This is a genomic window from Actinoplanes hulinensis, from assembly GCF_019429605.1.
GTDB lineage: Bacteria > Actinomycetota > Actinomycetes > Mycobacteriales > Micromonosporaceae > Actinoplanes > Actinoplanes campanulatus.
Map to the genome: position 1 here is coordinate 35,213 of NZ_JAHXZI010000036.1, position 19,915 is coordinate 55,127.

At 70.3% G+C, this 19,915-nt stretch carries 18 protein-coding genes; 8 read left to right on the forward strand and 10 right to left on the reverse strand.

Annotation, left to right across the window (positions count from 1 at the left end; translation table 11 throughout):
- Positions 1-104 precede the first annotated feature (104 nt).
- Positions 105-1,367 carry a M20 metallopeptidase family protein gene (locus tag KZ829_RS40755; RefSeq protein ID WP_220149186.1) on the reverse strand — a complete coding sequence of 421 codons (1,263 nt, stop codon included), beginning with the start codon at positions 1,365-1,367 and terminating at the stop codon, positions 105-107.
- A gap of 266 nt (positions 1,368-1,633) precedes the next feature.
- Complete coding sequence (locus KZ829_RS40760) at positions 1,634-2,311, reverse strand: hypothetical protein (protein WP_220149187.1); 678 nt, start codon at positions 2,309-2,311, stop codon at positions 1,634-1,636.
- Positions 2,312-2,558: 247 nt separating this feature from the next.
- Between KZ829_RS40760 and KZ829_RS40765 the strand changes: the two genes are divergently transcribed.
- From KZ829_RS40765 to KZ829_RS40775, 3 genes are all read left to right on the forward strand, one after another.
- Positions 2,559-2,810 (forward strand): hypothetical protein, encoded by a 252-nt coding sequence (locus KZ829_RS40765; protein WP_220149188.1) that lies wholly within the window; start codon positions 2,559-2,561, stop codon positions 2,808-2,810.
- Positions 2,811-2,873: 63 nt separating this feature from the next.
- Positions 2,874-3,368: a PH domain-containing protein gene (locus KZ829_RS40770; RefSeq protein ID WP_220149189.1), complete on the forward strand. Its 495-nt coding sequence runs from the start codon at positions 2,874-2,876 to the stop codon at positions 3,366-3,368.
- 74 nt (positions 3,369-3,442) lie between these two features.
- Entirely contained in the window at positions 3,443-5,119 is a 1,677-nt protein-coding gene (locus tag KZ829_RS40775; protein WP_220149190.1) for a PH domain-containing protein, read from the forward strand.
- Here KZ829_RS40775 and KZ829_RS40780 read toward each other — a convergent pair.
- From KZ829_RS40780 to KZ829_RS40800, 5 genes are read right to left on the reverse strand one after another with little or no spacing between them, the layout of a single operon-like run.
- Positions 5,056-6,081: a hypothetical protein gene (locus KZ829_RS40780; RefSeq protein ID WP_220149191.1), complete on the reverse strand. Its 1,026-nt coding sequence runs from the start codon at positions 6,079-6,081 to the stop codon at positions 5,056-5,058. The genes KZ829_RS40775 and KZ829_RS40780 overlap by 64 nt on opposite strands.
- Before the next feature lie 50 nt (positions 6,082-6,131).
- Complete coding sequence (locus KZ829_RS40785; RefSeq protein WP_220149192.1) at positions 6,132-7,097, reverse strand: ABC transporter permease; 966 nt, start codon at positions 7,095-7,097, stop codon at positions 6,132-6,134.
- On the reverse strand, positions 7,094-8,044 hold the full coding sequence (locus KZ829_RS40790; RefSeq protein WP_220149193.1) for an ABC transporter permease: 951 nt from the start codon (positions 8,042-8,044) through the stop codon (positions 7,094-7,096). The genes KZ829_RS40785 and KZ829_RS40790 overlap by 4 nt, the downstream gene beginning before the upstream one ends.
- On the reverse strand, positions 8,041-9,552 hold the full coding sequence (locus tag KZ829_RS40795) for a sugar ABC transporter ATP-binding protein (protein WP_220149194.1): 1,512 nt from the start codon (positions 9,550-9,552) through the stop codon (positions 8,041-8,043). The genes KZ829_RS40790 and KZ829_RS40795 overlap by 4 nt, the downstream gene beginning before the upstream one ends.
- A gap of 28 nt (positions 9,553-9,580) precedes the next feature.
- The gene (locus KZ829_RS40800) at positions 9,581-10,651 is read right to left on the reverse strand and encodes an ABC transporter substrate-binding protein (protein ID WP_220149195.1); all 1,071 of its coding nucleotides are present in this window, start codon (positions 10,649-10,651) and stop codon (positions 9,581-9,583) included.
- Positions 10,652-11,142: 491 nt separating this feature from the next.
- Here KZ829_RS40800 and KZ829_RS40805 point away from each other — a divergent pair, with 491 nt between their 5' ends.
- Positions 11,143-13,620, forward strand: a complete 2,478-nt coding sequence (locus KZ829_RS40805; protein WP_220149196.1) for a DUF4132 domain-containing protein — start codon at positions 11,143-11,145, stop codon at positions 13,618-13,620.
- On the opposite strand, the gene KZ829_RS40810 is transcribed toward KZ829_RS40805, so the two are convergent.
- Positions 13,585-13,989 (reverse strand): PPOX class F420-dependent oxidoreductase, encoded by a 405-nt coding sequence (locus KZ829_RS40810; RefSeq protein ID WP_220149197.1) that lies wholly within the window; start codon positions 13,987-13,989, stop codon positions 13,585-13,587. The genes KZ829_RS40805 and KZ829_RS40810 overlap by 36 nt on opposite strands.
- An 84-nt stretch (positions 13,990-14,073) precedes the next feature.
- Positions 14,074-14,472, reverse strand: coding sequence for a VOC family protein (locus KZ829_RS40815; protein WP_308285870.1), 399 nt, complete (start codon positions 14,470-14,472; stop codon positions 14,074-14,076).
- Between the two features lie 59 nt (positions 14,473-14,531).
- Between KZ829_RS40815 and KZ829_RS40820 the strand changes: the two genes are divergently transcribed.
- From KZ829_RS40820 to KZ829_RS40835, 4 genes are all read left to right on the forward strand, one after another.
- The gene (locus KZ829_RS40820) at positions 14,532-15,431 is read left to right on the forward strand and encodes an ADP-ribosylglycohydrolase family protein (RefSeq protein WP_504739929.1); all 900 of its coding nucleotides are present in this window, start codon (positions 14,532-14,534) and stop codon (positions 15,429-15,431) included.
- Between the two features lie 53 nt (positions 15,432-15,484).
- Positions 15,485-15,787, forward strand: coding sequence for an NIPSNAP family protein (locus KZ829_RS40825; RefSeq protein ID WP_220149200.1), 303 nt, complete (start codon positions 15,485-15,487; stop codon positions 15,785-15,787).
- A 469-nt stretch (positions 15,788-16,256) separates the two neighbouring features.
- Positions 16,257-16,841: a hypothetical protein gene (locus KZ829_RS40830; RefSeq protein WP_220149201.1), complete on the forward strand. Its 585-nt coding sequence runs from the start codon at positions 16,257-16,259 to the stop codon at positions 16,839-16,841.
- A gap of 154 nt (positions 16,842-16,995) precedes the next feature.
- Positions 16,996-19,068 carry a methyl-accepting chemotaxis protein gene (locus KZ829_RS40835; protein ID WP_220149202.1) on the forward strand — a complete coding sequence of 691 codons (2,073 nt, stop codon included), beginning with the start codon at positions 16,996-16,998 and terminating at the stop codon, positions 19,066-19,068.
- Between the two features lie 58 nt (positions 19,069-19,126).
- Here the strand turns inward: KZ829_RS40835 and KZ829_RS40840 are convergent.
- Positions 19,127-19,915: glycoside hydrolase family 26 protein (locus KZ829_RS40840; RefSeq protein WP_281428362.1), on the reverse strand; the 789-nt coding region annotated here is incomplete at its 5' end.

Below are 19,915 nucleotides of genomic sequence, written 5' to 3' on the forward strand. Positions count from 1 at the left end.
TATGCCACGTAGGCGACCACGACACTGCCGGCGTGTTCGCCCACCCACGCTCCCCGAGCCGCGACCACCCGCCCCGGGCAACCGATGGGCTGCGCCACGGGGCGTCAGGGGCGGGTGCGGGACAGGAGCCAGCCGGACATGGCGCGGACGCCGTGGCCGATCGCGCTCTCGTCCGGCTGGAAGGTGGCGAAGTGGGGGTAGCTGGTCTCGACGCCGGTGTTCGGGGCCCGGACGCCGAGGAACGTGTAGGTGCCCGGGAGATGGTCCAGGAACAGGGCGTAGTCCTCGCCGCTGAACGGGATCGCGGCGTGCAGCGGCATCACCCGCTCGGTGCCCAGCGAGCGCCGCAGATGCCGTTCCAGGGCCTGCCCCTCACGCTGCGGGGTGACCATCGCCGGGAACGGGTCCTTCGGGAAGTCCACGGTGGCCGGACCCTCCGCCCGGGCGCGGCGCCGGATCTCGGCACGCACCTCCGTGCAGCGGTGCTCCGGCCAGCACCGGGACGCCACCTGGACGGTCGCGCCGGCGGCCCGGGCCTGGACGAAGACGAACCGGGCCAGCGGGCCGCCCGGAGTCTGCAGGTAGGCCACCAACTGCTCCAGGTCGGCGGGGGTGGACGGGCGCCGCACCGTACCGATGCTGTTGATGCTCGTGGCCAAACGCTGAGCGCGCGCCGCGGCATCGTCGCCGGTGAGGGTGATCAGGCCGCGGTCCTGGCCGGGCATCCCGAATCCGGCGATCGTCGCGAACCGGCCGACCGGGAACGGCCCGCAGTGCAGCGCGTGGATCTCGGTGGGACGGGTCGCCGTGAGGACGCCGTCGGCGATCATCGCGGCGGCGCCGGACAGGCTCTCCTCGGCCGGCTGGAACAGGAACACCACCCGGCCGGCGACCCGTTCCCGCAGCCGGGCCAGCACCTCGGCGATGCCCACCCCGACCGTGGTGTGGATGTCGTGGCCGCACAGATGGGCCGGGCCCGGGCCGCCGCCGATCTGGTCCTGGGGGCCGACCGCGTCCATGTCCGCCCGGTAGGCGACCGTCCGCCCCGGCCGGGCCCCGGTCAGGACGCCGACGACACCGTGCCCGCCGACGCCGGTCGTGACGTCGAGCCCGGCCGCCCGCAGCCGCGCCGCGACCACCCCGGCGGTCCGCTGCTCCTGGCCGGACACCTCCGGATGGGCGTGCAGGTCGCGTCGCAGATCGATCAGCGTGCCGTCGATCCGGGCGGCCTCCGCCTCCACGGCCAGGGCCACCCGGTCGGTCGCCGAAGCCGCCTCGGTCGACGTCAGCCACGCCCCGGCCGCCGCCGCGACCGCCCCGCCGAGCACGGCCCGCCGGTTGATCACCGGGCCCTCTGAGGTTCGCATGGTTCCTCCCCGTCTCGTTCGACGTGGTTCAGCCTTTCGCGATCCGCGCCCTGGGACGATGGGGCAGGCTCCCTGTCAAGGGTGGTGCTAACCCCACCCAGCAGGCCTCACCCCTGGTAGCACGGGCTGAGTGTCACACCGGCCGCCCCGCTCGGCCTTGGCCTGGCCGGCCCGCTCATCGCCCTCCTCGGCGCCCGCGGCGGCCTGGTCGTCTCAGCAGCCCTCACCGCCGCACTCGCGCCGGCCGTACGCCGGTGGATCGCCCCTCACACCCAGAGATAGAGCCCGTGCCCGTCGTCCAGATGCGGGCCCACCCAGGCGAAGAACTCCTCGATCCACGGATTCGCGGGCGGCCCGCCCGGCCAGAACGGCTCGGGCCGGGCGATCCGCCGCGACCGTGGCACGGTGCGGTTGTGGGCCCGAACCGTCTCGTCGACAAGCGTGATGTGTTCGGCAAGCGCCCGGATCCGCTCCTGCTGCCCGGCCACCGGAGAGTCCGCTTCGGCGCTCTTCGGCGGCGGCCCGGCCGGCGCCACCTCCGGTGCGGGCGGCAGGTCCAGCACCGGAACGAGCGCGGCCGCCGCCTCCGCCGCGACGAGCCGCCGCAGGTAGTGCCGCATCCGCCCGGCCGTGATCTCACCATGCCACCAGCGCCAGCGGTCCACCGCCCGCCGCGCGTCCCCGGGCAGGAGGGTCAGGTAAGCCTGTTCCCGCCACTCCGGCGGGAACAGCGGGTTCATCCCGATCACCGCGGTCCGGAAGGTCGGCCAGATCCCGTCCACCTCGGCGATGTCGAGACACCCGCGCAATCGCTGCTCCACGTCGGAAGCCGGTACCGGTTCACCGAGCCGGTACCGCCGAACCCGCTCGGCCTGGGCGGCGACGAGCTCGCGGACCTCTGACGCGCCCGCCCGCGGCCGCGCCGGAACCCAGTCGATGCCCACGATCAAGCATGGTAGACATCGATGGCGGGTAGCTTCGAGGTGATTGTCGGCCGAGACCCCGCGGGCGCGCGGCCTGCCCGACCGCATTCCGGATCGCCGTCCGCTGCCCACGGTCGAGCAGGTGATGACGGCACTGCGGGAGGCGGGCGCCGTCGGGATCAGCTACGGCGTTTCTGACCGGGCTGCGGCCGCCCAAGCCACTCGGATGACCCGCGCGCCGGATCCTGAGGCCGGAGGAGCCCATCCCATGTGGCCGAAGAAGCAGGTCATGCCGGACGACGAGCTGCTTACCCACCCGGCCCACATGCGGGGCGACGTTCTCGTCACGGCGGACGAGGTGGAGTCGGCCCTGACCGGTGGCTTGCGGACGGTCCTCGCGGTGGTCTCCGAACTGGAGCCGGTCAAGGACGACGGCGGCGAATGTCAGGTTTCCGGCGGCCGCCTGCATGGGGAGAGCGACTGGAAGCCGTCGCCGTCCCGGCTCGTCCCGATCCAGTAGTGCCACCGGCCGCGATACGCCGGCTCGCCGGTCCGGCTCGACGCGGCCGGTCACCATGGGCGCATGGAGGCCTCACTCACCCTGCGCCCGCCGCGGCATCGGCTGGATCGCCGGTTCATCACCTGGCGGACACTCCAGGCCGTCCTCTGGTCCATCGGCGTGCTGGGCACGCTCGGTGCTGTCTGGGGGTACGCCGAGAGCGCCCGCCCGTATCTGGGACCGGTGATCCTGGCCGTCGCCGTGACCTACGCGGTGAACATCACCGTCATGCCGTACGCCCGTTACCGCACTCATCGCTGGGAGGCCACCGAGGACGCCGTCTACGCGCTGTCCGGCTGGCTGACCAGGGAGTGGAAGGTGGTGCCGATCTCCCGGATCCAGAGCATCGACACCGAGATCGGGCCGTTGCAGCGCTGGCTGGGCCTCGCCTCGATCACCGTGACCACCGCCTCGTCCGAGGGCAAGATCACGATCGAGGGCGTGGACTCGAAGATCGCCGAGGAGACCGTCGACCGGCTACGTGAGGTGACCGCCGCGACCCCCGGTGACGCCACATGAGCGGGCCGGCGCACGATTCCTCCCGCTCGGCCCCCGCTGTCGTGGCGGCGCCGGAGCAGAGCGGGAGCGACGACATGAGCGACCTCACGAACGCATCGTCCAGCTCGGCCCCGGAGCGAAGCGGAGGCGACGACCTGAGCGAGCCCGCGGGCGAACCGGCCGGCCCGGTCCCCGTCGACGACCAGGGCTGGCGGCGGCTCAGCGTACGGGTCGTCTGGCTCGATCTGGTCCGTGTCGTCATCTCGCTGGCCACCGGCTATCTGGGCATCGTGGTGAGCGACGAGCCGGTGTGGGCGCTGGTGGCCGGCGCCTGTGGTGGCCTGCTGACCGCGCTGCTGGATCTGCGGCGCTGGCAGACCACCCGTTACCGGATCACGCCGGAGCGGGTGGAGATGCGCACCGGCTGGCTGTCGCGCAAGCACCGCACCGTGGCCAGGGACCGGATCCGCAGCGTGGACAGTTCGGCCCGGCTGTTGCAGCGGCTGCTCGGGCTGCGCACGGTGCACATCGGTTCGGGCGAGACGGAGTCGTCGTTCAAGCTGGACGCCCTCGATCACCGGCACGCCGCCCTGGTCCAGCGTGAGCTGATGCCCGGGCAGTCCTCGGTCGTCCTCGTGCCGGCCGACTCCGACTCGTCCGACCCGGCCTCCACCGACCGCGTCCCGCCCGTGACAGAGACGCCGACGGGAACCGTCATCGCCCGATTCCGCCGGTCGTGGGTCCCGTTGAACGTGGTGTCGGTGTGGGCCGTGTTCGCGATCGCCGGCCCGTTGTTCGCGCTGAACTGGCCGCTGCGGGCGCTCGGTGTGGACCTGACGGAGTTCGGCCGCGACCTGATCGGATGGGACGACCGCGCGCTGGTGGCCAACATCGCCCTGGTGCTGCTCATCGCGTACCCCCTCGGGGTCGTCGCGACGACCGTCGCGTTCCTGCTGGAGAACGGCAATTTCCAGCTGGTCCGCACCGGAACCGCCCCGGACACCGCGCTGGTGACCCGGCGCGGGCTGCTCACCACCCGGACCGTGCAGCGCACCGACTCCCGGATGCGCGGCATCGCCGTGGACGAGCCGCTGGTGTGGCGCTGGCTGCGGCTGGCCCGGACGAAGGTGCTGTCGTCGGGTCTGGGCGCCGCGGCCGGCGAGGCGACCGGCGGTGACATCCTGCCGCGGATCCGACTGGCCGAGGCCCACGACCTGGCGGCGGAGATCCTGCCGGACGGGGCCCGCCCGCTGGAGGCCGCGCTGACCCGGCATCCGCGTGGCGCGCTGACCCGGCGGCTCGGCATGGCGGTCTACGGTCCGGCGCTGCTGTCCGGGGCGATGCTGGTGTTCACACTGACCGGGGTCCTGCCCGGGCTGTGGTGGCTGCTGCCGTTGGCGCTGATCCCGGTGACGCTTCCCTTGGCCGTGGTGGCCTATCGCTCGCTGGGTCACGCGGTCGATGGCGATTACTTGGTGGTGCGCCATGGAATCGGCCACCGTCGGACGGTCGCGTTGCAGCGGCGTGCGGTGATCGGCTGGACGGTGCAGCAGTCGATCTTCCAGCGCTGGGGTGGCCGGATGACCGTCGGTGTCGCGACGGCCGCGGGCGCCCGCCATTACGAGTCCCCGGACATGAGCGAGGACCAGGCCCTGACGTTCATCACGAAGGCGACGCCGGACCTGGCCGCCGCCTTCGTCCTCGATGACTACGCGGAGAAGTCCGGCAGCCCCAACCGCACGGCCACGGTGTCGGCGAACCATTCCAGATAGTCGGGATCGTCGGCGAATCCGGCACGTGCGGCGGCCACCCAGTCCGGTCGCCGCAGCAACTCGAGGTAGTGGTCAGTGCCGGTGACAGCGGCGTTGACGTACCGATAGAAGGTGGGTGGTCTCCGGGCGAGGTGTGCCGCGTGCGCACTGAGGACCTGGTCCGCCGGTGGATAATCGCGCAGCGTCATGCCCATGCCGCCGCATTCGGTCATGATTCGCAGCAGCCGCCCGGTGTGATCCACGAGCTCGTCGTCAACGTCGTTGCGGGTGATCGCCTCGTGCAGGTGCGCGGTGGTGGCGACCTTTCCGGCGAAGTAGCCGTTGAGGAAGTCACCGTCGCAGGCGTTCCGCAGCAGCCAATCCCGGGCCTCGTAGGGACCGCTGCGGCAGAGCGCCTCGATGACGTAGACCCGGCCCCAACCGGAGGTCCGCTGAGCGAGCCAGAGCAGGGCCGCCACACCACCGGGTCGGCGGCTCAGCGCCTCCGCGGCCAGTGGCCCGAACCGGTTGGATAGCAGGCCGATGGTCCGGATCAGCGGGACGTCGTCCTCGTGCCAGTCGGTGGCCAGCAGGGCGAGGCCCACCGTGGCGGAACAGCGGTCCGTGCTGTGCCGCACCAGCCAGCGGCCGGTGCGGCGGACACGTTTGCGTTTGGCCCGCAACGCCGCGGCGGCGATGTGGTCGTTCCGGTGGATCGGGACATGGACACCATGGAACGCGTCGGCCAGGTCGGCGGGCGAAGCGCTGGGGTCGCCGAAGTACCGGTCGAGGATTTCGGCGACCTCGGCGCCGTCTCGCCGGGGACCTCGCGACCCGGGCAGACCGCCCTGATGGGCCGCCTTGTCAGGGAAGGGCTCGCCGTCCCGGGGCAACGGCTCGTCCGGATGCCGCTGGTGGAGACGGAGAGCGTGGGCGAAAAGGGAGAGTCGGGCGCCTTGAGGCGCGCTTTTCCGGGCGCTCATCCGCGCGGGGAGAACTCGATTCTGTCGATCATGGCGCGGATCCTACCCGGCTACGTGCGGCGTAGGCGTACCAGATAGGTCTGGGCGACGACGACCAGCGCCAGGAACGCGCCGCTGATCACCTGTTGCCAGTTGCTGTTCAGGTCGCCGACCTGGTTGATCAGGTTCTGGATGACGCCGAGCAGCAGCACTCCGGCCACGGTTCCGGCGATGGTGCCCGCGCCGCCGGTAAGCAGCGTTCCGCCGATCACGACGGCGGCGATGGCGTCGAGTTCCATGCCCGCTCCCAGGACGGTGACTCCTGACCCGAGTTTGGCGGCGTTGATGGTTCCGGCCAGCCCGGCCAGCAACCCCGACAGGACATAGACCCCGATTCTGGTACGCCGGACCGCGACGCCCATGAGCGCGGCGGCGTCCTCGCTGCCGCCCACCGCGTACACGGCATTGCCGAATCGCGTGCGGGACAGCACCACCATGCCGAGCAGCACGATGATCGCGACCAGCCACACCTGGTTGCCGATGCCGAGCAGGGAGCCGGTGCCGAGGGTGTGGAAGGCGTCGTTCTGGACGATGTAGGTGGTGGAGCCCTCGTCACTGACCGCGCGCATGAGCCCGCGGGCGCCGAGCAGGGCGGCCAGCGTGACGATGAACGGCGCCATCCCTGTGTAGGCGATCAGCGCCCCGTTGAGCAGCCCGATCGCCCCGCAGACGGCGAGCGGCACGGCGATCGCGGCTAGGAGGCCGTATGGGGAGGCCCAGGCGGCGAGGACCCCGCCGAGCACGTAGAGCGACCCGACCGACAGGTCGATGCCACCCGTGATGATCACGAAGGTCATGCCGAGCGCGATCAGCATCGGCGGGGCGGCCGCGACCAGGATGGTGGCGGCGTTGTCGAGGCTGCGGAAGTTGGGGAACGCGCCGAACGCGATCAGCACCACGACGGCCAGCACGGCGAGGGCGCCCTGCCGCTGGAAGGCGGTTCCGGCCCGGCGTTGGGCGACGGCCAGTACGGTCACCTGGTCTTCCTTTCCCGGGCCGCGTAGACGGCGACGAGGATGATGGCCGCCTGCACCATCTCGGTGGTGGACGGCGGCAGGTTGTTCTTGATCATGGTGGCGATCACGAGCTGCATCAGGACGGCGCCGGCGACCGTGCCGAGGACGCGTACCCGGCCGCCGGTCAGCGGGGTGCCGCCGACGACCACCGCGGTGATCGCGGACAGTTCGATGAGCAGGCCGATCGAGGAGGCGTCGCTCGACTGGATCCGGCCGACCGACAGCAGTCCGGCGATCGCGGCGAGGACCGCGCACAGCACGTAGACGGTGATCAGGACACGCTGGACCGGGAGCCCGGCGAGTTCGGCGGCGGGCCGGTTGCCGCCGATGGCGAGAAGGCGGCGACCGAAAACGGTTCGCCGGACCGTGAACGCCACGACCAGGATGGCCAGGGCTGCGGTCCACACCAGCACCGGGATGCCGAGCAGGTCGCCGGAGCCCAGGTAGATGAGGTCGGCGTTGCGGATGTCCTTGAGCTGCCCGTCGGAGATGACCACGGCCAGGCCGCGGCCGCCGACGAACAGGGCGAGAGTGGCGACGATCGGTTGCAGGCCCACTTTCGCGACCAGGGCGCCGTTGATCAGGCCGACGGCCACGCCGGCGAGCAACGAGACGATGACGGCCGCGATCACCCCGTACCCCAGATAGAGGGGTATGAGAGCCGCCGCGAGGGCCATCACCGCGCCGACCGAGAGGTCGATGCCCTCGGTGCCGATGACCAGGGCCATGCCGAGCGCCACGATGATGATCGGGGCGACCTGGATGAGCTGGATGCGCAGGTTGCTGACGGTGAGGAAGTACGGGGTGAAGGCCGCGTTGTAGACCACCAGCGCGGCGATGGCGATGTAGACGCCGTATCTCGGCAGCCAGTCGGCGCGGCGGGGTGTGGTGAGGGCGAGGGTGGTCATGCGCCGGCCTCCGCGATCGTGGCGAGCAGGCTCTCGGTGGTGACGTCGTCGCCGGTCAGGACGCCGACGACGGCGCCGTCGCGGAGGACGACGACCCGGCCGGAGCCTTCGACGAGTTCCTCGGCGTCGGAGGAGACGAGCACGACGCCGAGTCCTTCGGCGGCGAGTTCGTCGATGAGCGCCTGTACTTCGGCCTTGGCGCCGACGTCGATCCCGCGGGTGGGCTCGTCGAGCAGCAGCACCTTGGGGCCGGTGGCGAGAAGCCGGGCGAGCAGCACTTTCTGCTGGTTGCCGCCGGACAGGTCGCCGACGCGCTGGTGCGGGCTGGAGGCCTTGATCCGGAGCCGTTTCATGAACCGGTCCACGATCTCGTCGATCTTCGCGTCCGAGACCAGGCCGAAGGTCGACATCCGGGGCAGGATGGACAGCGCGATGTTCTCCCGGATGGACAGGCCGGGGATGATGCCCTCGGCCTTGCGGTCCTCGGGTTGCACCGCGATGCCGGCGGCGACCGCCTTGACCGTGGTCGGGTGGCGCAGCGGCGTCCCGTCCACCTCGATCTCGCCACTGTCGACCGGGTAGGCGCCGGCGATCGCCTTGATGGTCTCGCTGCGCCCGGCGCCGAGCAGGCCGCCGAGCCCGACGACCTCACCGGGGCGTACGCCGAAGCTGATGTCGTGCAGCCGGTTGCGGCTGCTGAGCCCGGACACGCGCAGGACCGGGGTGTCGTCGGCCGCCGCGTGGTCGCCGCTGAACACGGTGAAACCCTCGCGGCGTACGTCGGACACCTCGCGGCCGAGCATCAGCGCGACCAGGCGGACCCGTTCCAGGTCGGCGAGTCTGCCGGTATGCACCAGTTTTCCGTCGCGCAGGATGGTGACGGTGTCGCAGATCCGGTAGAGCTCGTCCATCCGGTGCGAGACGTAGATGATGCCGATGCCGCGTTCGTGCAGGTCCTGGATGACGCCGAAGAGCGTCTCCACCTCGCGGGGCTCCAGGGACGAGGTGGGCTCGTCCATCACGACGACCTTGGCGTCGATCATGACGGCGCGGGCCAGGGCGACCATCTGCTGGGCGCCGAGCGGCAGGGAGCCGAGCCTTTCCCGTACGTCGGTGGTGACCCCGTATCCGGCCAGGATGTCGCGGGCCTCGCGGTCCATCCGGGTGCGGTCGACCAGGCCGAGGGTGGTGCGGGGCTCGCGGCCGAGGAACAGGTTCTGGGCCACGCTCATCAGCGGGATGAGGTTGACCTCCTGGTAGATGGTCGAGATGCCGGCCCGCTGGGCGTCCATCGGCGTCGCGAAGGACACCGGCTCTCCCTGGTAGCGGAGCTCACCGGCGTCCGGACGGTAGACGCCGGTGAGCACCTTGATCAGGGTGGATTTGCCGGCGCCGTTCTCACCGACCAGCGCGTGGACCTCCCCGGGCCGCAGCGCGAACGACACGTCGTCGAGCGCCCGCACCCCGGGGAAGACCTTGGACACGCCGGCCACTTCGAGCAGCGTCACGCGTACCTCTCCTTGGTCTTGATCTGGATCAGTAAGCGCTGGCCAGGTCGGCCTTGGCGTTGCTCTCGTCGTAGGAGCGGTCGGCGATGATGATGTCCTGGCCGACCGGCTTGCCCCCGAAGAAGTCACCGGCGGTGGAGAAGGCGAGCGGGCCGAACCGCGGGTTGGATTCGATGACCGCCGAGATCCAGCCGTCGACGATGCCCTGGACCGCGCCCTTGGTGCCGTCGATCGACACGATCTTGACGTCGCCGGGCTTCTTGCCGGCGCCCTTGAGCGCGGTGACCGCGCCGAGGGCCATCTCGTCGTTCTCGCCGTAGATGCCGTTGATGTTCGGCTTGGACTGGAGCAGCTGCTCGGCGACCTTCTGACCCTCCTCGCGGGAGAAGTTGCCGGTCTGCTCGAAGGTGATCTTGATGTCCGGGGCGATCTTCGCCATCTGGTCCTTGAAACCGCTGGTCCGCAGGGTGGTCACGTTGTTGCCGGGCGCACCCAGCAGGATCGCCACCTCGCCCTTGTTGCCGAGCGCCTCGGCCATCTCGTCGGCGGCGCGCTTGCCCTGCTCGGCGAAGTCGGAGCCGATGAAGGTCAGGTAGTCCTTGCAGGCGGCCGCGTTGATCTTCCGGTCGATGGTGACGATCGGGATCTTCTTGGCCGAGGCCTTGGCGAACACCGAGTCCCAGCCATCGGAGTTCAGCGGCGCGATGATCAGCAGCTGCACGCCCGCGTCGATCATCTGCTCGACGTCACTGATCTGCTTGTTGAACTGCGAATTCGCATTGGCCGTCGTCAACTGGGTGATGCCGAGCTTGGCGGCCTCGTCCTTGATCGACTGGGTCTCGGCGATCCGGAACGGGTTGGCCTCCTTCTCCGACTGCGAGAAGCCGACCTTCGCCGTCTTGAGATCGATCTTCTCGCCGCCGTGCTGGTCGATCGTGCAGGTGGCGGCGCCCGGCGCGGCCGACTGCACGACCTGCGAGGCGGCCGGTGCCGCGCCGGCGCCGGTGGCGGCCGGATCCTCCTCCGACTTGGCGCAGCCGGACACGACGAACGTGGCGGCCAGGGCGGCGACCGCCACCCGGCGGTGGGCAGACTTCATCAACATGACTCCCCAAAAATGAACAGCGAACCGTGAGCGCTGAGACGTTTTCAATCACAGATGAACATATCTAGGCACCAGTTAGTAATCCTGTCAATACATTCGGGTTCCGGAACCGGCCCGCCGATGCGGCCGCTACGCTCCTGGTCAGCGCGTTATGGACACGCTCTACCCGCCGGTTTTCCTGGCCCTTACCGGCAACCCCGCGCACCAATAGTGAACGCGAACAATCGCAAACCAACACCCACATTCATCGGTACGCCCGGCGCCGTCCCCGACCGCACCGGCCCCGTACCGCCGAACACCGCGAGCAGCTGCCGGGTCCCGGCCGTGACGCGCGCGCCGGGCGTGAGTGGGTGGTCCGGCCGCTCGCTGACGTCGCCGGTGCGATGCTGCCCTCGCCGCCCAGGACACCTACCGGATCGGCCTGCGGGCGCTGGTCGACGGCCTGCTCACCGGTTCTGTCGTACCCGAGGGCTAATCTCCCGGCCATGGTTCAGTGGCCCGTCCCCGAGGAGTACGCGGACTTCGTCCGCGCCGAGCGTGAGGTGCTGTCCCACCTCACCGAGCGGGCGCGGCACACCGCGGACCCAGCCGGGCTGCGGGAGCTCGCCGAGGAGATCCGGCTGCGGGTGGAGCGCGGGGAGCACCACACCATCGGCAACCTGCGACGGCACCTGGACGACATCGTCGCCGAGCTCGACGAGATCTACGACGCCGCGTTCCCGGTCGGCACCGGCGCGGATCTGGCGACGGTGCTGTCCGGGCCGTGGCCCACGCCGCACCGCCACGCCCTGCTCTCGACCCTGCTCGGCCGCGACCCACGGCACCGGATGCATCTCGATCAGCTCGTCCCGGACACCTCCGACCCGGCCCTGCTGCGACTGCTCGTGCTCAACCCACTGGGTCACCTGTCCCGGCCATCGACGGTGCGGGTGCTCGACGCCCTCCACGAGGCCGGTGAGCTGGACCGGTCCGTCGCCGACCGGGCCATCACCGACGACCTCTACCTGGACCGCGCCGTGGCCGGGCCACCCCGGGCGGCGTGCGCCGGCACGGTGCTCGACCGGGTGGACGCGCTGACCTGGGAGCTGATCTCGGCGCCCGGGCCACCGGACTGGGACGACCTGCCCAAGGGGATCCCGCCACGGGGGCTGCGGTTCGTGCGGGCGGCGCTGGACTGGACGGGCGACCCCCGGATCGCCGCTCACCTCGGCGCGGCCGAGCTGACCGCCGACGAGTTGGTTGCGCTCGTCGCGCTGCTGGCGGAGCGCCCGGTCGATGACCGGCGCCGGGTGTGGGGCTGGCGGAAGGACGAGCAGCTGCTCACGCTGTTCGGGCTGGCGAGCGCCGTTCCGCTGCTGCGCCTGATCCTGGCGATACCCGCCGACGAGACGGTGCGGCACGACCGGGCCGTGCTGCTCGCCGCGATCGGCGACGCCGGGGTGGACGACGCCCGGCGGCTGCTGGAGTTGCAGCCCAGCGAGATGGTCTCGGCGGTGCTCGGCGACAACCGGGCCGCCGTGCTGAAGCGGGTGAAGCACAACGCGTTGCAGGGCATCGCCGCGTTCGGGATGCTGCCGCTCGCTCCGGACGAGACGGTCCTCGACCGCTGTCTGGCGTTGCGCGCGTCCGCGAGGAAGGGCGTCAAGCTGGGCCCGAACCGGCGGCACAGTCACGCCGCCGCGATCGCGATCGCCCTCGACCATCTGGCGCAGGTGGCCGGCGTGCCGGAGCCGGCCCTGCTGGAGTGGGACTGCGAGGCGGCGTGTGCGTCGCGGGCGCCGTCCGGAGTGGACTGCGGGGAGTACCACGTGGACCTTCGGTTCGACGCGGCCGAGCCGGTGCTGGCGGTGAGCCGGGCCGGGAAGCCGCTCAAGTCGGTGCCGGCCGCGGTCCGCGCCGATCCGGGCTATCAGGAGCTGCGCGAGCATCAGGAGCTGCTGCGGGATCAGGCCCGGCGGATGCGCACCGGGCTGGTCGAGCGTCTCGTCGCGACCGGGCGGACGCTCCAGCCGGAGGAGCTGGCCCGGCTGCGGACCCTGCCGGCGGGAGCCGCGATGCTGCCGTCACTGCTCTGGCGCGACGCCACCGGCGCGATCGGCCTGCTCGCCGACGTCGACGCCGCCGGTCCGGTGACCGCGGTCCACCCGGTCGAGTTGCTCACGGACGGGACCCTCGCGGCCTGGCAGGCGGAGATCATGCGACGGCGGCTCCAGCAGCCGGTCAAACAGGCTTTCCGGGAGGTGTACGCGCTGACCCCGGCCGAACGCGCGTCGGGTGACGTGTCGTGGCGTTTCGCGGGTCAGACCGTGGAGGGCCGGATCGCCGCCCAGTTGCTGTCCGGGCGGGGCTGGAGCGTCGCCGGTCAGTACGCCGACCATCAGGCCACCCGTCCGGCCGGAGCCCTCACCGCCGCTCTGGCCGCCGAGTTCCACGGCTACTTCGGCATGGGCGACGTCCGGGTGGACGGTGTCCGGTTCCTCGCCGACGGCAAGCCGGTGCCGCTCGACGAGGTGCCCGCCGTCGTGTTCTCCGAGGTCATGCGCGATCTGGACCTGGTGGTGTCGGTCGCCGGCACGGTGCCGTGGGATTCGGCTCCGCAGGCCGCGAGCCGGGCACAGATCCTGACCACGCTGATCGCCGCCCTGAAACTGTCCCGGGTCACCGTGGACGGCTCGTCGGCCGTGGTCCGCGGCGGCCGGGCCACCTACCGGGTGCATCTGACCAGCGGCAGCATCCACGTCGAACCGGGCGGCTACCTGTGTGTGGTGCCGGCCCGGTTCGGCGCGACCGCTCATCGGCGGCTGTTCCTGCCGTTCGCCGGCGAGGACCGGATGACCAGCGTGATCCTCAGCAAGATCCTGCTGCTGGCCGAGGACGAGAAGATCACCGACCCGTCGATCCTGGCGCAGCTCAGCGCGCTGCGGGTGTCAGTGCCCGCCGACGAAGGTGGGGCGGACGACTAGGACGACCCGGTCGGGGGCGTCCTTCGGGGTGTCGGTGCCGAAGGGGGCGTTGTAACGCTTGGCCAGCTCGACGAAGAAGCCACCGGTCGGGTCCGGCTCGATACGGTCGACGACGCCGCGGACCTCGATGTAGCGGTACGGGTTCTCCGGGTCGATGATCGAGATCGCCACCGCCGGGTTCGCGGTGATGTTCCTGAACTTGCGGCGGAAGTTCGTGTGGGTGAAGCGGATGAACTCGCCGTCCCAGGCGTACCACATGGGGTTGTTCTGGGGGGTGCCGTCTTCCCGGACGGTTGCCAGGTCGGCGAAGAGCGGCCGTTCCAGCAGGTCACGAAGCTCGTCGGGGACGGCGGCGGCTGCGGTGGTCATCTGTTCTCCTTTGTGGTCGTTCCGCCGCTGGCCAACAGCGGCGTCAACCACCGTATTCCGATAGGCCCACGAGCAGTTCCCGTTTCACCGCGGAGGCCCGCTCAACAGGTCCCACCGGTTGCCGGCGATGTCGAGGAAGACCGCGACCTTCCCGTACGCCTCGGTGCGCGGCTCCCGCACGAAGGTGACACCGGCGTCGACCATCCGCCGGTAGGTGCCATCGAAGTCGTCGGCCCGCAGGAAGAACCCGACCCGCCCGGCCGTCTGGTCGCCGACGGCCGCGCTCTGCCGCTCCCCGTCGGCGCGGGCCAGCAACAGACCGGTCTGCGCGCCCGGCGGCCGGACCACCACCCATCGTTTCGGGCGGCCGTCGTTGGTGAGCGACGGCGAGTCCTCGACGAGGTCGAACCCGAGCACGCCGGTGAAGAAGGCGATGGCCGGGTCGTACTCGTCCACGATCAGGGCGACGAGATCGATCTGCACCCGGGCAGCGTAGGCGAATCTCGGTGGCGGCACCGCCGGTGACAGGAAACGATGTCGGCGTGGCGAACAGGACAGCGGCGGTGGCATCGATGCGCGGGCTCACGCTGGGTGACGCGTTCGGCGAGACGTGGTTCTTCCGTCCCGCCGAGACGCTGGAGACCGCGCTGGTGGAGCGGCAACTGAAGGACGGGCCGTGGCCGTGGACCGACGACACCGCGATGGCGCTGTCGCTGCTGCGGATCCTGGACCGGCACGGACGCGTCGACCAGGATGCGCTGGCCGCCGAGTTCGCCGGGGCGTATGCGGCCGACCCGTACCGCTGCTACGGGGCCTCCATGCACGACGTGTTGCGGGCGATCGGTGACGGTGAGCCGTGGGCCGACGTGACCCGGCGGCAGTTCGACGGGATGGGCTCGTGGGGCAACGGCGCGGCGATGCGGGTGGCGCCGCTCGGTGCATGGTTCGCCGGCGATCTGGACACGGTGGTGGCCGAGGCCGTCCGGTCGGCGGACGTCACCCACGCACATCCGGAGGCGACGGCCGGCGCCGTGGCGGTCGCGGTCGCGGCGGCGCTGAGCGTGCGCGGCATCCCGGGCGGGGAGCTGATCGAGGCGGTCGCCGCGCGGGTGCCGGACGGTGAGGTGGCGTCGCGGCTGCGGCGGGCGACCCGGTTCGCGCTGTCAGCCGATCCGCGTCATGTGGCCGGGATGGTCGGGTGCGGGTCGATGATCTCGGCCGCGGACACGGTTCCGTACGCGATCTGGTGCGCCGCCGCCAACCTGGAGGACCTGACCGAGGCGCTGTGGGCGACCGCGCTGGCCGGCGGTGACGTCGACACGACGTGTGCGATCGTCGGCGGGATCGTGGCGGCCCGTACCGGTCTGGCCGGGGTGCCCGCGGCCTGGCTGGCCGCCTGCGAGCCGCTCCCGTCACCCCTGGTGATGAACCCCGGTCAGTAACCTGCCGGAATCCGATATATCTGACCTACCGCGAAGAATCCGGAGGTCAGCACATGCCCGTCATCATGATCCTTCGTCTCAAGGCCGACCCGGGCGCCGTCGAGGAGACCGCCAGGACCCATGCCGAAACGATGAACGAGGTCGCCGAGGCCGGGAGGGCGGCCGGCGCCACCCGGCACACCTTCGCCGGCCGTGACGGCGAGGTCCTGGTGATCGACGAGTGGCCGGACGAGGCCACCTTCCAGGAGTTCTTCGACAGCCAGCCGGACATCCCCCGGATCATGCAGGCGGCCGGCGTCGAGGGGCCGCCGGAGATCTCCTTCTACCGCAAGCTGGACACCCCCGACCAGTTCTAGATCGACGGAAAGGTCGGAGAGTCTCTGGCCCGGCGAACTCAGCCGGATCGCCGGGCCAGGTTCTTCACGGCGTCGCTGTCGTGCCCGCGGGTATGGCTGGCCATACCCGCGGATGGGCGTTCACTGGTAGTGCTCGGGTGCCGGCATGATCGGTCTACTGGAGTGCATGCGATCCATCTCGATGACCACGCACCACCCGTCCGCGGTACGTCTGTTCGCCCTGGCACGACGCCATGAATGTCGCCTTCCTGCCGACCTCGGCGCTGTTGATCGCCGGCCTGGTGGTGGCGGGGTGGGCCCTGCCCTCGCTACGGCGTGTCACGTTGGCCCTCGGCGTGCTCGGGGTTGGCGTTAGCCGGGCTAACAAATCAACGGCGGCATCGAGGAGAGGGAGATCCTGGATCTTCCCTTCCTTCTCCTCACCGGCTAGTTTCTGCGTGACAAAAGTTGATCTTGGATGGCGAGGACGATGACGACCGACGACGGGTGGGTTCCGGCGAGCCCGCCGAAGACCTGGGAGTGGGGCACCCGCGCGCTGATGCTGGCGATCGGCGCGACCTGCGGCCTCACCGTGCTGTTCCTCGTCTGCGACCTGGCAGTCTGGTCCCACCTGCGGTCCGGCAGTGAGGCCGTCTCGCCGACGCTGATCTGGATCATCGAGCACATCGACTCGCTCAACCTGCTCGGCCTGTTCCTGGTCGGCGCCTATCTCGTCGGGTTCTTCGTCTGGCGGCGCCGCACCAAGGAAGCACTGCGGGGCTATGTCGCCGAGCCGGACGGGCTGCTCTCGCACTGGTCGGTGCCGGTGTGGAACGCGGCGATCGTCGCGTCCTTCCTGATCCGGATGAACGTCGACACGTCCGCCGAGGACATCGACGGCATGGTGCGGGCCGTGCAGGTCGAGGCATTGCAGCACGCGGTACGGCTGGCCGGTCTCACGGTCCTGCTGATCGGTCTCTGGGAGATCCGGGACCGGGTGCGTGCGGGCTTCCGCGACTCCGGGGTGATGCGGCAGACCCGGCGGACCCCGGGACGGATACCTTTCCAAAGTTGACGGGACGGCCCACCTGACACTTCGCCCAGCTTAAGCAGTATATCCCGGTTTGCGCCGAGATCGCCGCTGTCATGGCGCGGATGGAACGCCGGACAGGCAACCGAGGCTGCCGTATAAACGGTGTAAGCCGGGAATGTTGCGGAAGGTGGACACCATGGCAGTGGGCGCCGGTTCGCCACCCTTACTGTTGCGGCCGATGCTGCGGATCACCGACCGGATCCGTACCGCCACGCGGCTGGCTGTGGTCGTTCTCGCCCTGCTGGTGCCCGGCGCGCTGGCCACCGGCATGTACACGGCGGCGAACACGACTGAGATCAACTTCAGCACCAGGGAGCGGGAGGGCTCCGAGGTGCTGCGCCCCGTGCTGGTCGCGCTCACCGACACGGTCGCCGGCCGTACCCCTGATCTGGCCGCCGTCCGCGCCGCCGCGGACGCCCATCCGGACCTGGGGCTCTCCGAGGACGCGGCGGCCGTACCCGAGGTGGGCGCCAACTCGCTCCAGGAGCGGATCGCCACCGCGAGCGCCCTGGCCAAGCTGGTCACCGAGATCAGCAACGAATCGAACCTGGCTCTCGACCCCGACCTGGACTCGTTCTACGTGATGCACGCCCAGGCGGTGCAGTTGCCGGTGGCGATGCTGACGACGTTGCAGGCGGAGATGCCGGTGCCCGCCGACAGCTCACGCCTGACCGCGGTAGCCAATCAGTCGGTGCTGGCCGGGCGTCTGGCGAACAGCGCCACCATCCTTCGCAACGATGTCGCGACCGCCACCGCGAACACCGAGGACACCGAGTTGGCCGGCCTGATCACCGAACCGGTCCATGCCCTCGCCGACCGGCTCGACGAAATGGCCGGGCAGCTCACCGCGACACTCGCCGAGCCCGGGCCGGCCGATACCGGGAAGGTCGCCGAGGCGGTGACAGCCGCGGTGATGCCGCTGAATGACGCGCTGAACAGGCTGATCGACGAGCGCATCAGCACCGACACCGTCCAGGGGGCGGTGGTGCTGGCCATCTCGATCGGCGGGTTCGGGCTCGCCCTCTGGTGGGCCGTCGCGGTGCTCTGGCGGACCAACCATGACGTTCGGCAGACGGTCGCCGCGGTGACCGCGATCGCCGGCGCCGACCTGTCCCCGCGGCCGCTTCCGGAGGGACGCGACGAGATGGGCGACATCGGGCGGGCACTGATCGTGGCGCGGACCCGGCTGGCGGATCAGGAAGCCGCCCTGGCCACCGCGGAGGTCGCCCGCGAACAGCAACTGCGAGCCGGCTTCCAGCACCAGCGGCAGGCCGAGGTGCAGTTCCGCCGCCGCACCCAGGAGATCATCGACGAGTCCACCGGCGTGATCGCCGAGGAACTGCGCCAGGTCACCGAGAAGGTGGGCGAGGTCAAAGGCTCCTCCGAGGTGATCGACAACCGGATCTCGGTGGCCAACCTGGCCGCCGGCGCGATCGTCGACCAGGCCCGCGAGGCGGAGCACGTGATCACCTCCCTGGAGCAGAGCCTGCGCCGGGCGGCCTCGATGGTGAACCTGGTCAACGGGATCGCCGGGCAGACCCGCCTGCTGGCGCTCAACGCGACCATCGAAGCGGCCCGGGCCGGTGATCTCGGGTACGGCTTCACGGTCGTCGCCGACGAGGTGAAACAGCTCGCCACCAACACCGCCGAGTCGACCGATCAGATCACCCAGACCATCCATGACCTGGAACGCGACACCACCGCGATGTCCCAGACCATCACCGCCATGATCGAGGGCATCGGCGGAGTGGGTGAGGCCGCCACCTCGCTGCGGGACGTGGCGGTCGAGCAGGCCGCCCTGATGGCCTCACTCACCGCACAGATGAACGCCACGCTGGGCCGGGTGGAGGAGATGGCCAACCTGGCCAGCCATCTGGAGCGCCGCGAGCACGACCGGATCGCCACCGCCGGCCAGGTGACATTGCGGGCGCCCGGCCGGCCGGCGGTCGAGGCGCTGCTGGTCAACGTCAGCGCCGGCGGCCTGCGGTGCATCGCCCCGGAGGGCCAGCAGTTCATCGAGGGGACGCCTCTCGACGTCGACCTGCGCAGAGGCGACGACGAACTGACCGCACAGGCCCGGGTGGTCAACACGGCGGAGCACCAGAACGGGCTGGAGGTCGGCCTACAGTTCCTGGTCAGCGACGATGGCCAGGCCAGGTTGCTGACCGCCTTCGCCGACCGCTTGATGGATGCGGCCAACGTCGGATGACCCGAACAGAAGCACTGAGGCCGCCACCCCTGGTGGGGTGGCGGCCTCGGTGTCGTTGTCAGCTCAGCTTGACGTTGAAGATCGGGTTGGCGGCGAGCTTCTTGAACGCGGCGAGGCTGCCCGGGGTGCTGTTGATGCTGATGTCCCGGTTGCCCTGGTCATCGGCCTTCGTGTCGAAGTGCACGATCGCCTTGATCGCGGGACGCTTCTTCAACTCCGGGATGACACTGTTGTAGACCGCGGACTTGTCGGTCTTCTTACCGATCCGGTGATACCCACCCCACTCGGCAACCATGATCGGCTTACCCTGGTGCTTCGTGGTCGCCCACTCGTAGAAACCGGTGCCGCCACCCTTGGGCTTACGGTCGAGCAGGTCAGCGAACTTACCGTAGTGGTAGTAGCCCTTCTCCACACTCACGTACGAGTCCAGACCGATCCAGTCCACCACGTCGTCGCCCGGGTACAGGTCCTTCCACCACGACTGCGCCATCCACTTCTCGTTACCCATGTAGGCCATCACGTTCACCACGTTGTCGGCGCCCTGCGCCTCCAACCGCTGAATCGTGTGCCGGTACATGGCCTTGAAGTCCTTGGCCTCCCAGCCCGAACCCTTCTTCGCCTTCACGTCGTTCTCCGGCTCATGGTTCAGCACCAGGAACACGTCCTTGTCATACGCCTTGATCCGCTTCGCGAACGCGTCGATCCGGGCGTCCTGCTCACCCTTGGCAACCTTCGCCCAGCTGGAGCCGTAGGCGATCTTCCAGTTCAACAGCAGCACCCGCGGGTTCGCCGGATCCTGGGTCATCGCGATCTCCGACTTCGTCGGGAACACCTCGTCACCCTTGTG